This window comes from Streptomyces xiaopingdaonensis (genome assembly GCF_000262345.1).
GTDB lineage: Bacteria > Actinomycetota > Actinomycetes > Streptomycetales > Streptomycetaceae > Streptomyces > Streptomyces xiaopingdaonensis.
This window is the reverse complement of record NZ_AJTQ01000117.1, coordinates 22,817-37,621: the sequence shown is the minus strand read 5'-3', so window position 1 is coordinate 37,621 and position 14,805 is coordinate 22,817. Positions and strand designations below refer to the sequence as shown.

At 72.8% G+C, this 14,805-nt stretch carries 12 protein-coding genes; 7 read left to right on the top strand and 5 right to left on the bottom strand.

Features of this window, described 5'->3' with window-relative positions:
- From sucB to aceE, 3 genes are all read left to right on the top strand, one after another.
- Positions 1-1,275: 2-oxoglutarate dehydrogenase, E2 component, dihydrolipoamide succinyltransferase (gene sucB, locus UWG_RS0109120; protein ID WP_016906898.1), on the top strand; the 1,275-nt coding region annotated here is incomplete at its 5' end.
- A 208-nt stretch (positions 1,276-1,483) separates the two neighbouring features.
- A complete protein-coding gene (locus UWG_RS0109115; RefSeq protein ID WP_016906897.1) occupies positions 1,484-2,119 on the top strand; it encodes a GntR family transcriptional regulator in 636 nt (211 codons plus the stop codon).
- 228 nt (positions 2,120-2,347) lie between these two features.
- Positions 2,348-5,071, top strand: a complete 2,724-nt coding sequence (gene aceE, locus UWG_RS0109110) for a pyruvate dehydrogenase (acetyl-transferring), homodimeric type (protein ID WP_050988537.1) — start codon at positions 2,348-2,350, stop codon at positions 5,069-5,071.
- Between the two features lie 78 nt (positions 5,072-5,149).
- Here the strand turns inward: aceE and UWG_RS32075 are convergent, their stop codons facing one another.
- On the bottom strand, positions 5,150-5,260 hold the full coding sequence (locus UWG_RS32075; protein WP_016906895.1) for a methionine/alanine import family NSS transporter small subunit: 111 nt from the start codon (positions 5,258-5,260) through the stop codon (positions 5,150-5,152).
- Complete coding sequence (locus UWG_RS0109100) at positions 5,260-6,810, bottom strand: sodium-dependent transporter (protein ID WP_016906894.1); 1,551 nt, start codon at positions 6,808-6,810, stop codon at positions 5,260-5,262. Before UWG_RS0109100 ends, UWG_RS32075 begins: the two co-directional genes overlap by 1 nt.
- Before the next feature lie 74 nt (positions 6,811-6,884).
- Between UWG_RS0109100 and UWG_RS0109095 the strand changes: the two genes are divergently transcribed.
- Positions 6,885-7,886, top strand: coding sequence for a helix-turn-helix transcriptional regulator (locus tag UWG_RS0109095; protein WP_016906893.1), 1,002 nt, complete (start codon positions 6,885-6,887; stop codon positions 7,884-7,886).
- A 562-nt stretch (positions 7,887-8,448) separates the two neighbouring features.
- On the opposite strand, the gene UWG_RS0109090 is transcribed toward UWG_RS0109095, so the two are convergent.
- Positions 8,449-9,375 (bottom strand): SDR family oxidoreductase, encoded by a 927-nt coding sequence (locus tag UWG_RS0109090; RefSeq protein WP_016906892.1) that lies wholly within the window; start codon positions 9,373-9,375, stop codon positions 8,449-8,451.
- 181 nt (positions 9,376-9,556) lie between these two features.
- Between UWG_RS0109090 and UWG_RS0109085 the strand changes: the two genes are divergently transcribed.
- Positions 9,557-10,087: a DUF4240 domain-containing protein gene (locus UWG_RS0109085; RefSeq protein WP_016906891.1), complete on the top strand. Its 531-nt coding sequence runs from the start codon at positions 9,557-9,559 to the stop codon at positions 10,085-10,087.
- A gap of 3 nt (positions 10,088-10,090) precedes the next feature.
- On the opposite strand, the gene UWG_RS0109080 is transcribed toward UWG_RS0109085, so the two are convergent.
- The gene (locus tag UWG_RS0109080) at positions 10,091-10,633 is read right to left on the bottom strand and encodes a GNAT family N-acetyltransferase (protein WP_078495621.1); all 543 of its coding nucleotides are present in this window, start codon (positions 10,631-10,633) and stop codon (positions 10,091-10,093) included.
- 131 nt (positions 10,634-10,764) lie between these two features.
- Here UWG_RS0109080 and UWG_RS0109075 point away from each other — a divergent pair, with 131 nt between their 5' ends.
- Both UWG_RS0109075 and UWG_RS0109070 read left to right on the top strand, forming a co-directional pair.
- Complete coding sequence (locus tag UWG_RS0109075; protein WP_016906889.1) at positions 10,765-11,670, top strand: TIGR01777 family oxidoreductase; 906 nt, start codon at positions 10,765-10,767, stop codon at positions 11,668-11,670.
- Positions 11,671-11,906: 236 nt separating this feature from the next.
- Entirely contained in the window at positions 11,907-13,451 is a 1,545-nt protein-coding gene (locus UWG_RS0109070) for an FAD-dependent oxidoreductase (protein ID WP_237720035.1), read from the top strand.
- Positions 13,452-13,886: 435 nt separating this feature from the next.
- On the opposite strand, the gene UWG_RS0109065 is transcribed toward UWG_RS0109070, so the two are convergent.
- Positions 13,887-14,534, bottom strand: a complete 648-nt coding sequence (locus UWG_RS0109065; protein WP_029391289.1) for a DUF6461 domain-containing protein — start codon at positions 14,532-14,534, stop codon at positions 13,887-13,889.
- Positions 14,535-14,805 lie beyond the last annotated feature (271 nt).

The window sequence follows — 14,805 nt, the reverse complement described above, 5'->3', positions numbered from 1 at the left end:
GAGCCGTTGCTCGAGGTCTCCACCGACAAGGTCGACACCGAGATCCCCGCTCCCTCCTCCGGCACCCTGCTGGAGATCACGGTCAACGAGGACGAGACCGCCGAGGTCGGCGCGAAGCTCGCGGTGATCGGCGCCCCCGGCGCGGCCCCGGGCCCCGCTTCGGCACCCGAGGCTCCCGCACCGACCACGCCGGCCCCCGAGCCCGCACCCGCCCCTGCGGCCCCGGCGCCCGAGCCGGCACCGGCGCCCCAGCCGGAGCCCGCCCCGGCACCGGCACCGGCTGCGCCCGCGCAGGCGCAGGCCCCTGCGCCGCAGGCGGCCCCGGCCGCCCCGGCTCCCGAGGCCGAGGGCGCGTACGTCACCCCGCTCGTGCGCAAGCTCGCCGCGGAGCACGGTGTCGACCTGACGCAGGTCAAGGGCACGGGCGTCGGCGGCCGTATCCGCAAGCAGGACGTCGTCGCGGCGGCCGAGGCGAAGCAGGCCCCGGCGGCCGAGGCGCCGGCGGCGGCCCCGGCCGGCGGCAAGAAGGCCCCCGTGATCGAGGCGTCCCCGCTGCGCGGGCAGACGGTGAAGATGCCGCGGATGCGCAAGGTCATCGGCGACAACATGATGAAGGCGCTCCACGGCCAGGCCCAGCTCACCACGGCGATCGAGGTGGACGTCACCAAGATCATGAAGCTGCGGGAGCAGGCGAAGGCGTCCTTCCAGTCGCGCGAGGGCGTGAAGCTCTCCCCGATGCCGTTCTTCGTCAAGGCCGCGGCCCAGGCGCTCAAGGCCCACCCGGCCGTGAACGCCCGGATCAACGAGGACGAGGGCACGATCACCTACTTCGACGTCGAGAACGTCGGCATCGCCGTCGACGCGGAGAAGGGCCTGATGACTCCGGTCGTCAAGGAGGCGGGCAACCTCAACCTCGCCGGCATCGCCAAGAAGACGGCGGAGCTGGCGGGCAAGGTCCGCTCGAACCAGATCTCCCCCGACGACATGTCGGGCGCGACCTTCACGGTGAGCAACACCGGTTCGCGCGGCGCTCTCTTCGACACGGTCATCGTCCCGCCGAACCAGGTCGGCATCCTGGGCATCGGCGCGACGGTCAAGCGCCCGGTCGTCGTCGACCACCCGGACCTCGGGGAGACGATCGCCATCCGGCACATGACCTACGTCACGCTCTCCTACGACCACCGCCTCGTGGACGGCGCCGACGCGGCGCGCTACCTCACGACGGTCAAGGAGATCCTGGAGGCCGGCGAGTTCGAGACCGAGCTCGGTCTCTGACACCCCCTCGCGCAGGCTCCGACCTGCGTGAACGTCCGGCGCCCGCACCCGGCCGCGTGCCGCGGCGGGCGCCGGCAGGCACCCCGCGCCGCGTCCGTCCGACGGCCGCGCGCACGGACCCCGCGCCCTCGCTCGGTTCACCGGGCGGGGGCGCTGCCGTTTCGCCGCGCCGTATCGTTCGGAACACCCGCCTCCAAGGAGCACGCCGATGACCCTGCCCGTCGTCCACTCGCTGCGCGAACAGATCCGCGAGCACCTCGTGGAGGGGATCGTCAGCGGCCGCTGGAAGCCGGGCGAACGGATCGTGGAGCGACGGATCGCGGTGGAGCTCGAGGTGAGCCAGACCCCGGTGCGCGAGGCGCTGCGGGAGCTGGAGGCGCTGCGCCTGATCGAGTCGGCGCCCAACAAGGGGGTGCGCGTAAGGGAGTTGTCGGCGGCCGACCTGGAGGAGATCTACCCGGTACGGGCCGGCCTGGAGCGGATCGCTGCGGAGCTGGCGGCCCCGCGGATGGGCGGCGACGTCTCCGCGCTCCGCCCGCACGTGGAGGCGCTCTACGAGGCGGACCGGCTCATGGACGGCGAGGCGCAGGTGCGGCACACCGTGGCCTTCCACCGGGAGCTCGTGCGGGCCTCGGGGAACAGCGTCCTGCTGCACACCTGGGAGTCGCTGGGCATAGAGGTCTGGACGGCGCTGTCGATCCGGTGGCTCGGCACCGTGCAGAAGTCGTACGCGGAGGAGCACCAGGCGGTGCTCGACGCCGTCGAGCGCGGGGACGCGGACCTGGCGGAGCAGTTGAAGCTCCACGTCCTCGGCTGTGCGCCGGCTCCCCGGCCGGAGGACTGAACCGTCAAGGAGCGAAAGGGAAATCACCGTACGAACCCCTCACCTCCTCTCGGCACTCGGTGTCCGCTTTCGAGGCACGGAATGCCGATTTCGCAGTACGGGTCGATTTTTCCTTCCCAAGCTTTGATCGATCATCGATCGCGGGCGTAGAGTCGCAGGTCGGGTTCCCCCTGTCCTGCCCCTTCAGGGATATCCCGCACAGAACCCGCCGTCCGGAGGTGGCCACCCATGCCAGAGTCCGTCAACAAAGAAGTGGCGGCAGCCGCCCTCTCCCGGCAGAGCGAGCTCGATCAGCTCGCCGACCGGGACCCGCAGGAGACCGCCGAGTGGCGCGCCTCGCTCGACGCGGTGGCCACGCACGCGGGCGACGAGCGAGCCTCGTACATAGTCCGCCGCACGGTCGAGCACGCCGCCGCCAGCGGCCTGCGCGTCCCGCAGCCGCTGGAGAGCGAGTACGTCAACACCATCCCCACCGCCGCCGAGCCGGAGTTCCCCGGTGACGAGGCGATGGAGGCGCGGATCACCGCCTGGAACCGGTGGAACGCCGCCGCGATGGTGACCCGCGGGAGCAAGCTCGGCCTCGGAGGCCACATCGCGACCTTCGCCTCGGCCGCCTGGCTCTACGAGACCGGCTTCCAGCACTTCTTCCGCGGCAAGGAGGCCGACGGCTCGGGCGACCAGCTCTTCATCCAGGGCCACGCCTCCCCGGGCATCTACGCCCGCGCCTTCCTCGACGGCCGCCTCACCGAGGAGCACCTCGACCACTTCCGCCGCGAGGCCGGCGGCGGAGGACTCCCCTCCTACCCGCACCCGCGGCGGCTGCCCTGGCTGTGGGAGTTCCCCACCGTCTCCATGGGCATCGGGCCGATCTCGGCCGTCTACCAGGCGCGGTTCAACCGCTACCTCACGGGCCGCGGCATCAAGGACACCTCCGCCTCCCGCGTATGGGCGTTCCTCGGCGACGGCGAGATGGACGAGCCCGAGTCGACGGCCGCACTCGCGCTCGCCGGTCGGGAGCAGCTCGACAACCTCACCTTCGTGATCAACTGCAACCTCCAGCGGCTCGACGGCCCCGTGCGCGCGAACTTCAAGATCGTGCAGGAGATGGAGGCGCAGTTCCGGGCCGCCGGCTGGAACGTCGTCAAGGCTCTGTGGGGCACCGCCTGGGACGAGGTGCTCCAGCTCGACACCACGGGCGCCCTCGTACGCCGCCTCGGCGAGGTGCCGGACGCGCAGTTCCAGACGTACGCGACTCGCGATGCCGCGTACATCCGCGAGCACTTCTTCGGCGGCGACCCGGCACTCGCCGAGCTCGGCAAGCTGCTCAGCGACGACAAGCTCATCGAGCTCTTCCACGCCTCACGGGCCGGACACGAGCCGCGGAAGGTCTACGCCGCCTACCGTGCCGCCGTCGAGCACAAGGGGGCTCCGACGGTGATCCTGGCGCAGACGATCAAGGGTCACACGCTCGGCGCGGGCTTCGAGTCCCGGAACGCCAACCACCAGATGAAGAAGCTCACGGGCGACGAGTTCCGCACCATGCGGGACCTGCTCCAACTTCCCATCCCCGACAGCGACTTGCAGGGCGACCTCCCGCCGTACGTCCACCCGGGCGCCGACTCCCCCGAGGTGCGCTACCTCCAGGAGCGCCGTGCCGCGCTCGGCGGTCCGGCGCCGGCGCGCAAGGTGCACCAGGTGGGTCTCCCCACGCCGGCCGAGAAGCCGTTCGAGGCGCTGAAGAAGGGCTCGGGGTCGCAGGAGATCGCCACCACGATGGCGTTCGTCCGCCTCGTCAAGGACCTGATGAAGGACAAGGAGACCGGCGCCCGCTGGGTGCCGATCGTCCCCGACGAGGCCCGCACCTTCGGCATGGAGTCGCTCTTCCCCTCCGCGGGCATCTACTCGCCGCTCGGGCAGACCTACGACCCGGTCGACCGCGATCAGCTGATGTACTACAAGGAGTCCGCGAACGGTCAGGTCCTCAACGAGGGGATCACGGAGGCCGGTTCGCTCGCCGACTTCACCGCCGCCGCCACTTCGTACGCGACGCACGGCGAGCCGATGATCCCGTTCTACATCTTCTACTCGATGTTCGGGTTCCAGCGGACCGGCGACCAGTTCTGGGCGCTCGCCGACCAGTTGGGCCGCGGCTTCGTCGTCGGTGCGACCGCCGGGCGCACCACGATGACCGGCGAGGGCCTCCAGCACGCCGACGGGCACTCGCACCTGCTCGCCTCGACCAACCCCGCGGCGGTCTCGTACGACCCGGCCTTCGCCTACGAGGTGGGCGCCATCGTCAAGGACGGCATCCGCCGGATGTACGGCCCGGACGCGGCGGCGCAGGAGGACGTCTTCTACTACCTCACGGTCTACAACGAGACCAAGGTGCAGCCCGCGATGCCGGAGCGGCCCGGTGTCGAGGAGGGCATCGTCAAGGGCCTCTACCGGTTCCGGGACGCCGCCGAGCTGGAGACCGCGCCGGCCGCCGGGTCGCCGCGCATCCAGCTCCTCGCGTCGGGCACCGCGATCCACTGGATTCTCGACGCGCAGCGCGTCCTCGCGGAGGAGTGGGGCGTGGCCGCCGACGTGTGGTCGGCGCCGTCCTGGAGCGAGCTGCGCCGCGAGGCGATGGAGTGCGACGCGGCAGCCCTCCGCGGAGAGGAGCGGACGCCGTACGTCACCAGGACGCTCGCCGGCGCCCCCGGCCCCGTCCTCGCCGTCAGCGACTGGATGCGTGCCGTTCCCGACCAGATCAGCCAGTGGGTCGAGCAGGACTGGTCGTCGCTGGGCACGGACGGCTTCGGGCTCTCCGACACCCGCGAGGCCGCGCGGCGCCACTTCGGCGTCGACGCGCACTCGGTGGTCGTCGCGGCGCTCTCGCGGCTCGCCCTGCGCGGCGAGGTGAAGCACGAGACGGTCCGCCGGGCCGCGGAGAAGTACGGCCTCGCCTGAGTCCGGGCACGGCAAGCGAAGGGGCGGGCCCGCGGGCCCGCCCCTTCTTCGTGTCCGCCGCCGGCGTACGCCTGCGGCTCAGTCCTCCGGCGGGTCCGGGTGGCCGCGCAGCTTGAGGATGGCCGCGATCATTCCGCCCCAGACCACGGCGATGGCCACGACCATCATGACGATCGCGCTCGTCGACATCAGCGCTCCTCCTTCCCCGACTCGACCGCGGGCTCGGCGACTTCCTCATCGACGGGGTCCTCGGGCTTGGGCCCGTTGCGCCACGGGATCAGCGCCACGAGGACGCCGAGGACCAGCGCGCCGACCGCGATGCCCCAGCCCGACCAGACGAGGAACGACGTCGGCATTCCGCCGTAGTTCTCGGAGAACTCCTGCCGCAGGCTGTCCACCATCATCCAGGCGAGGACGACCGGCGTGACCACGCCGAGGCAGATCCGCCACCACAGGCCGAGCCGCACCGCGGAGGTCGCGTCGGCGTTGGCCTGGAGCGGCTTGAGCTTCCGCAGCAGCCAGCCGACGACGACGAGGAACACGAGCGCCGCCAGGGCGATGCCGTACTGGTTGATGAAGTGGTCGCACGCGTCGAGGATGTTGAGCCCCGCGTTGGTCGGGAAGACGGCGAGCGAGACGACGGCGACGAGTCCGCCGACGATCGCCACGGCGGGGCCGCGGCGCATGCCGGTGCGGTCCCGCACCGAGGAGATGACCACCTCGACGATGCTCACCAGCGAGGTGAGCCCCGCGATGGCGAGCGAGAGGAAGAACAGGACGCCGAAGAGCCCCCCGAGCGGCATCTGCGAGATCACCGTGGGGAACGCGATGAAGGCGAGCCCGACCCCGGACTCGGCGACCTCGTTGACGCCGACGCCGCTCGACTGCGCCATGAAGCCGAGCGTCGCGAAGACGCCGATGCCGGCGAGGATCTCGAAGGAACTGTTGGCGAACCCGGCGACGAGCGCGGAGCCCGTCAGGTCGGACTTCCGCTTCAGGTAGGACGCGTACGTCACCATGATCCCGAAGCCGATGGAGAGCGAGAAGAAGATCTGGCCGTAGGCGGCGACCCAGACGCTTCCGTCGGTGAGCGCGCCCCAGTCGGGGGTGAAGAGGGCGTCGAGGCCCTTCGCCGCTCCGTCGAGCGTGACGGCACGCACCACCAGCACGACGAAGAAGAGCACGAGGAGCGGAATGAAGAAGATGTTCGCCTTCTCGATGCCCTTGCGCACCCCCAGCCCGAGGATGACGAGGACGATCGCCCACACGAAGAGCAGCGGCCAGAAGACCCCGCCCACGTAGGAGCTGATGCCCGCGCCCGGGTCCGAGGACTGGAGGAAGTCACCCGCGAAGAACTCGGCGGGGTTCTCACCCCAGGCCCGGTCGACCGAGAAGAAGGTGTACCGGACCGCCCACGCGACGATCACCGCGTAGTAGCTGGCGATGACGAAGCAGATGAAGACCTGCCACCAGCCGATCGCCTGGGCCGGTTTGGCGAGCTGCCGGAAGGCGGCGGGAGGCGACTTCCGGTACCTGCGCCCGACGGTGTACTCAAGAATCAGCAGCGGGAGGCCCGCTGTCAGCAGCGCGATCAGGTACGGCAGCAGGAAGGCGCCGCCACCGTTGTTGTACGCCTCCCCCGGGAACCTCCAGATGTTCCCGAGCCCGACGGCGGACCCGATCGCGGCGAACAGGAAGCCCACACGGGACCCCCACTGCTCGCGCGGTTGGTTGGACATAGTCGAATAACCTTTGTTCACACTCTGTTCGATCAACGAACGGTAGCAGCGTCCCCGATCGGCAGAATGCCACCATGCGAGCATCCCGACTCATCAAGATGGTGCTGCTGCTCCAGGCGCACCGCGAGCTGACCGCCGCCGAACTCGCGGACGGGCTGGAGGTGTCGGAGCGCACGGTCGCCAGGGACGTCCTGGCGCTCAACGAGGCAGGCGTCCCCGTCTACGCCGACCGCGGGCGCGCGGGCGGCTACCGGCTGCTCGGCGGGTACCGTACGCGCCTCACCGGCATCCATCGCAACGAGGCCGAGGCGCTCTTCCTCTCCGGAGTCCCGGGCGCGCTGCGGGAGATGGGCCTCGCGGACACGGCGTCCAGTGCCCGGCTGAAGGTCGCGGCCGCCCTCGATCCGCGTTTCGGCGACGTCCCCGGCACGACGGCGCAGCGCTTCCACCTCGACGCACCGGCCTGGTGGCACGAGCCCGAGGCGCCTCCGCTGCTGCCCGAGCTCGCGGGGGCGGTGTGGGACGACCGCACGGTGCGCGTCCGGTACCGCGGCAAGTCGGGCGAGGTCGAGCGGACGCTGGAGCCGTACGGGCTCGTGCTCAAGGCGGGTGTCTGGTACGCCGCGGCGCGGGTGGCCGCCGAGGGCGGGGAGGCGCGGGACGGTCGGGAGGGGTGGCGGGTCTACCGGGTCGACCGGTTCGTCTCCGTCGAGGAGCTCGGCGAACGCTTCGCGCGCGACCGGGAGTTCGACCTTCCCGAGTTCTGGCGGGAGCGCGCGGCGGCCTTCGCGCGGTCGCTGCTGCGGACCGAGGTGGAGGTGCGCCTCTCCCCGTCCGGAGTCCGGCAGCTTCCCGCCGTCACGGACCGCTCGGCCGCGGCGGAGGCACTCGCCGACGGGCACCTCGACGCGCACGGGTGGACGCGGACCGTGCTCGCCGTCGAGGGCGAGGACGTCGCGTTCGCGCAGCTCCTCGGGCTCGGTGCGGAGTGCGAGGTGCTGGCGCCCGAGCGGTTGCGCGGACGGTTCGCGGCGGCGGCGCGGGCAAGCGTCCGCCTCTACGGGGAGGGGCGGTAGTCCGCATCGGTCCGATGGACCGTCGTGGTGATCGGCTCCGCGGGAGCCGACGGGGCGGCTCCCGCGTCGCGCAGCTCGGTCGTGTGCGCGCCAACTCCCGGCGGTCGGTGGGCAGTTCACGGAGCAGGCCGCGAGCGCACCGCCCGACTCCCGCTCGCGAAGGGGGCGCGACGGCACTCGACGTCGAGCAGGCCGGGCCGACGCGCCTCCGCTCGGCCCCCAGCCGATCGTCATCGAGCCCGCATACGCGGAGACGCCGAGGCAGCCCGCCCTGTGGACGCGCCGCCTTCCGCTGCCGGTCCACGGCAGGGAGCCACCTCCACCGCGTCCCGGTCCCCGCTGGTGGGAACGCCCCGAGGCGGGTGGCGCAGTCGCACGCGCCGCGGCGCGCGGGGAGAGCTCACGGGGCGCGACGCCGGAGCGTGCGGCACCGGTGACGAACAGCCTGCACGACCCGTCGTGCACCGCAGGGGCGAAGGAGGCGCCGCCGGTCGTCGAGCCGTTCGCGCGGCCGGGGGTCCCGAAGGTCAACCCCCTGCCGTACGCGAGCGGTCGGGCGGGCTCAGCGGTAGCCGGTGGGGTCGGCCGGTTTGCCCGCCTGCTGGACTTCGGCGTAGTAGCGCCAGAAGTCCGGTGCCGAGCCGTCCGCGTCGGTGAAGCCGTACTCACGGGCAAGTCCGCCGCTGGAGAGGGAGACCCCGTTCCACCGCGCCACCTGCGGGTCGGCGGCGAGGGCGGCGACGGCGCGGCCGACGAGGGCGGGCGACTCGGACATCGCGAAGTGCGGGTCCTGCGCGCACCCTTCGCGCCAGTTCTCCTCGGTGACGCGGAAGGCGGTGTCGAGCATCGCCTCGGAGCGCAGCCAGCCGGGCGTGAGGCAGACCGCCGTGCCGCCGTACTCGGGGAGCTCCTCGGCGAGGTCGTGCGCGATCCGCAGCGGTGCCGTCTTGGCGAGGTCGTAGTAGAACGGCTTGCGGTAGGGACGGTTGGACTCGGCTGTGCCGTCGGTGATTTCGACCAGGAGGCCCCCGGGACGGCGGACGAGGAGCGGGAGCGCGCAGGCCGCGGCGACGAGGTGCGTCTCGACGCCGAGCCTGAGCACCCGCAGCCCCGCCTCCAGGTCGTGCTCCCACATGCGTTTCTCCCACTCGACGAGGTGATCGCCTCCCCACGCGTTGGAGACGAGCACATCGAGCCGGCCCCGCTCGGCGTCGACCCGCTCGACGACCGCGGCGACCTGCGCTGCGTCGAGGAGGTCGGCCTCGCAGGCGACGCCTTCGCCGCCCGCCGCGGTGACGAGTGCGGCCGTCTCCTCGATCGTCTCCGTCGGACGCCGCACCTCGCTCGTCCGGGAGCGGGTGGTGCGCCCCACGGCGTAGACCGCGGCGCCCGCCCTCCCCAGCTCGACGGCGATCGCACGCCCCGCGCCGCGCGTCGCTCCCGCGACGAGTGCGGTGCGGCCGGCGAGCGGCCGGTGTTCCTCCGCCATCTGCGCTTCCTCTCCTCGTGCCGGCACCGCGGAAGCGGCGCCGTACGCCGACACCCTGCCGGGGATACCGGACACCTCCCGTCGGGTATGGCGGAGACCGCTTCCGGCGGATAACGAGACAGCCGCATCTGGCGCGCTCCGCGTGCACGGGGGCGCGGCAGCTTGGATGCTGAGGGGCGTGATGGACGAGACGGATTTCTGGGAGCTGGTCGACGCCGCGCGCGAAGCCTCCGAGGGGGATCCGGAGGAACAGGCGGACGTGCTGATCGAGCAGCTCACCAGACGGGACCCGGAAGGCGTCGCCGACTTCGCGCGCCATTTCGACTCCCGCTTCCACCGCGCCCATCAGTGGGACGTGTGGGCCGCGGCGACCGTTCTGCTGGGGAGCGCCGGGGAGCCGGTCGACGACGAGACGTTCGACTCCTTCCGCTGCTGGCTCATCGGCCAGGGCAGGGAGGTCTTCGAAGCCGCGGCCCACGACGCCGACAGCCTCGCCGACCTCCTCACCGGCTTCGACCCGCAGTTCGACGGCGAGGGCGAGGACCTCGGCTACGCCGCGGACGAGGCGTACGAGCAGCTCACCGCGACCGCCCTGCCCGACCTCGGCCTGCCTGAGCCGCCCGAGGAGCCGACGGGCACCCCGCTCGACCTCGACGACGACGAGGCGCTCGCCGACCGCCTCCCCCGGCTGTGGGACCGCGTCCGCGGGTGAGCGTCAGCGGAGCGTGCGGCCCATGACGACGTCGTCGACGTACTCGCCCTCGAGGAGGAACTCCCCCGGCAGCAGCCCCTCTTCGCGGAATCCGGCCGCCTTGTAGAGCGCTCGCGCGGGGACGTTGTGTCCGAGCACCCGCAGTGTCATGCGGACCGCTCCCTGCCGGCGCGCGAGTGCACACGCGCCCTCCAGCAGCGCCCGGCCGACGCCGCGGCCCCGCGCGCGCTCGTCGACGACGAGGCCGTTGATCTGCCGTACGTGCGCGTGCGCGGCGAGCCCGCTCGGCGGCTCGCAGCGCACGTAGCCGACGAGGCCCTCGCCCTCCAGCTCGGCCACGAGATGGTGGGCCGGGGGGCGTTCCGGGCCGAAGAACGGCTCGTAGGGGGGCTGGGGGCGGGGCTGGACCGAGTAGCGCGTGGACCAGGCTCGGCGGTCGAGCGCTCCCAGCAGCTGTTCGTCGCCTGGGCCTGCGGGGCGGATCGTCGGCGGGGGCGGCGGGGACGACGGGGACGACGGGGACGACGGGAATACTGCGGACGCCATGGGCCGTACTGTGCCGTCCCGATCACCGCCCCGTCCACCCCGTTCCGGGCCAACAGGGCCGCTGCGGAGGGACGTTGGCCCGCGGGAGGGCGGCTCGCCGGGCGGTGCGGTGCCGGGCGCGGGAAGGCAGGATGGGGCGCATGCGTATCGCGATCACCGGGTCCACGGGGCTCATCGGTTCCGCGCTCACCGACTCCCTCTCCGCGGACGGGCACACCGTGGTGCGGCTCGTACGGGAGGGGACGAAGCGGGCCGGAGGCGAATCCGTCCTGTGGGACCCGAAGCGGCAGTACGTCGACGTGCAGGGGCTCGCGGGGTGCGACGCCGTGGTGCACCTGGCGGGGGCGGGGGTCGGGGACCGCAGATGGACGGCCGCGTACAAGAAGGAGCTGTGGGACAGCCGGGTGCTCGGCACGGCCGCGATCGCCGAGGCGGTCGCGGAGCTGCACACCCCGCCGCGGGTCCTCGTCTGCGGGAGCGCCGTCGGCTTCTACGGGGACACGGGCGACCGGTCCGTCGACGAGGAGTCGCCCGCGGGGCACGGGTTCCTCGCCGACATGTGCCAGGACTGGGAGGCGGCGGCCGGTGCCGCGCGCGACGCCGGCATCCGCACCGTGTACGCACGCACCGGGCTCGTCGTCTCGCGGAGCGGAGGCGCGTGGGGGCGGCTCTTCCCGCTCTTCAGGGCGGGGCTCGGCGGGCGCCTCGGCGACGGGAGGCAGTACTGGTCCCACATCGCCCTCCACGACCACCTCGCCGCGCTGCGTCGCCTCCTCGACGACGACGAGCTCTCCGGACCGTTCAACCTCACGGCGCCCGTGCCCGCCACCAACCGCGAGGCGACGGCGGCGATGGGCCGCGTGCTGCACCGGCCCACGCCGTTCGCCGTACCGGCGCCCGTGCTGCGCGCGGCGCTCGGCGAGTTCGCCGAGGACGTGCTCGGGAGCCAACGGGTGCTGCCCAGCCGGTTGTTGGAGTCGGGGTTCCGGTTCGCCTTCCCCGAAGTGGAGGACTCCGTCCGCGCGGCGCTCGCCTGACCGCCACGCGCGGCGCCGTTCGCTCCCGCGCGCGCCGGGCGTGGCATTGTGTGCGACCGTCGTGCGACCGTGCCCTTGCCTGCGCGACTATCCGCGACCGCTCAGTTGCCTAGGGTGGTCGTGTACGGCGTGAACTCCGGTGTCAGCCGCATCAGTCGGGGCATCAGGACGTCAGCAGCACGCAGTTTCGAAGAGGCCCGGGACACATCAGCCGCGGATCACCCACGGGAGGGACCGTGCTCAGCAGCAGCGCAGGCGCAGGCACAGGAGTGGCACCGGAGGCCGACGTGGTGGTCGTCGGAGCCGGGTTGTCGGGACTCGCCGCGGCCGACCGCCTCACCCGCGCGGGGCTCCGCGTCACGGTGGTCGAAGCCGGCGGGGCCGTCGGCGGGCGGATGAGCACGGACCACCTCGACGGGTACCGCCTCGACCGCGGCACCGGCATTCTCGACCCCGGCGCGGGCGCCGCCTTCGCCCAACTCTCCGCGCTCGACGCGCTGGTGCTGCGCCCGTTCTCGTCGGGCGCCGTGCTCTGCGCCGAGGGCGCGGCGCACCGCCTCGGCGGAGGCCGCTCGGGGACGCGGCTGCCGCGGCAGGTCGGGACGGCGCGGGACGAAGGAGAGCGCGCGTACCAGGGGCGCACAAGGGGCGCACTCTGGACGGCACGGGCCTTCACCACGGCGCGCTCCAAGGCCGCCGTCTCCGACGCGTTGGAGGTCGCCCGCCTCCACGCGACGCTCGCACGACTCGCGTCGCTCCCCGCGCGGGAGCTCGGCGCGCGCCCCGAACTCCCGCTCGCCGAGGCGCTGTCGAGCGCCGAGCGCAGGCGGCGGCCCGTGGGCGCGGCCCGCGTCCTGGCGCTGCCGCACACCGCGCGCTTCCCGACCGCCGAAGCCCGCACCCCCGACGGCCCCCGCCCGCAGGGCGCCTACGGCCCCACGCGCACCGCCGACACCCTGCTGCGCGCCTTCCTCACCTCGCTCCTCAGCGACCCGGGCCTCACCACGTCGACCCGGGTCGCCGACGCCGCGCTGCGCTCCTTCGCCAGGGAGGGCCTCTGGATGCCGGCCGGCGGGCTCGCGGCCGTCCCCGAACTCCTCGCCGCCGCACTGCCGGCGGGGACGGTGCACACCGGGGTGCGCGTCCGCTCCGTCACCACCAACGCCGTCGTCACCGAGGAGCACGGCACCCTCGCGTGCCGCGCGGTGCTCGTCGCCACCGAGGCGCGCTCGGCCGCCGCTCTCCTGCCGGGGCTGCGCACCCCGCACTTCCACCCCCTTACAGTGCTGCACCACGCGGCGCCCGAGCCGCCGGCGCACGGCTCGGCGCTCCTCGTCGACGCCGAGGGGCCGACGCGCTCCCGCGCCCCGCGCGGACCGGTGAGCCACACCTGGTCGGCCACGGCGGTCGACCCGTCGCGGGCGCTGCCCGGCCGCCACCTCGTCAGCTCGGTGGTGCTGGGCGGCGCGGCGACGGAACCGACCGGCGTGCTCGACAAGGCGGCGCGTCCCCAACTCGCCGCGCTCCACGGCCTGGACGCCGAGCGCTGGGAGCTGCTCGCGGCCCACCACGACCCGCAGGCGGTCCCCGCGATGCCGGCACCGCACGACCCGCACCGCCCGGTCCGCGTCCTCTCCGGCCTCTACGTCTGCGGCGACCACAGGGACACGGGCTCCGCGGCGGGCGCGCTCGCCTCGGCGGAGCGGGCCGGCCGGGAGATCCTGCGGGACTTCGGCGTCCCCGAGCCTGCGGCGGACGGGGCGCTGCACGCGGTGGCGTAGGCCGGGCGAAGGGACGGCGTGCGGGACGCGCGGAGCCGCGCTGCTCCGACGGCGCCGACTGCCGTGCACCCGCGCGGAGTCGGCCCACCGAGCCGAGGGACTCGTCCGTGGGCGCGGCGGACGCGGGTGTCGGAGCGTCGCGACTGTCCCGACGGCGTCCGGCCGCGCCGAGCACGGCGAGGCACGCGGCCGGACGCCTCGGGCGGCAGAACAGCGCACCCGTCAGGGGAGTCGACAGGTCGACTCCCTCCCGCGGTCGGGCGGCACCCGCTCGCCGAGGGTCCCGCCGATGGCCTCGGGGAGGAGGCTCGCCCGCGTCGGTCGCAGCGCGCACGCACGTGAGGTACGGCCGAGTCGAGTGGATACGGGCAGCCGCCTCGAACCGCACCCGGCCGCCCGCGAGGGCAGCCCCTCTCGGACGCCGTCCGGGAATCGTCAGCCGAACGGCACGACCAGCAGAGGGAGTCGGCGTATGTCGTCCAGGGTGAGTGCGAGGCCCGCCAGAGCGCAGGCGGCGCGCATGACGACATCGCCGTCGGCTTCGCCTGGCTCGAAGTCCTCCATCGGGACGTTGCCTGCAGCCTCGAACGCCGCACGCAGTTCGGCGGGCATGTCGGGAAGGTCCTCGTCCAGATCGAGGTCGTCGACGTTGATCCACTTGAGCTGTTCTCCGTCTACGGCGTAGACGAGACTGGCGTCCGCGTTGATCGTGTACACGCTTGTGGCCGCTGTCCGCCCCTTGTCGGACAGCGCCTTCGTGTCCTCTTCGCCGCAGGTGAACCCGGCGTCGTCGTAGACGAAGGTCCACTCGCCGACGCGTCCCGCCAGCAGTGTTGCGGAGGTCCCGGGTTGGGTGCCCAGAGCCGCGCACGGCAGTGACGTCCACTCGTCCGGTTTGCTGTCGGGCAGTTCGCAGGACTGGAACAACTCCGGGTTGGCGCCCAGCACTTGCAGCGCTTCCGCCGGTTCGATGCCGCGTACGACGTGCAGGGTGTGGTTCGGATCGTCCTCGGCGAGCTCAGCGATCCATATCGGCGTTCCTTCCGAATCGAGTGTGTTCGGCGGAAAACCAGGGGTAGGCATCATCGGCCTCTTTCAATACCGGGGTGCATGGCTTCCCCGCAGCGGTGCCGCAGGTGATGCAGGCAAGAGACTGCGCCGGAAAAGCCCCGAGCGGGCAACAACGCGGTTACCGTAGCCACCTTCCACCACGTCTCGCCACATCCGGCGCTCCTGCATCAAGCGAGGGTGCGGGGACGTGGAAGAGGGCTTCACCGGTGTCGGCACGCGGCCTCGCTCGCCCCACTCACACACCGTCACGTTGCCGGCAACGGCTCGATGAGCCGCGGAAACA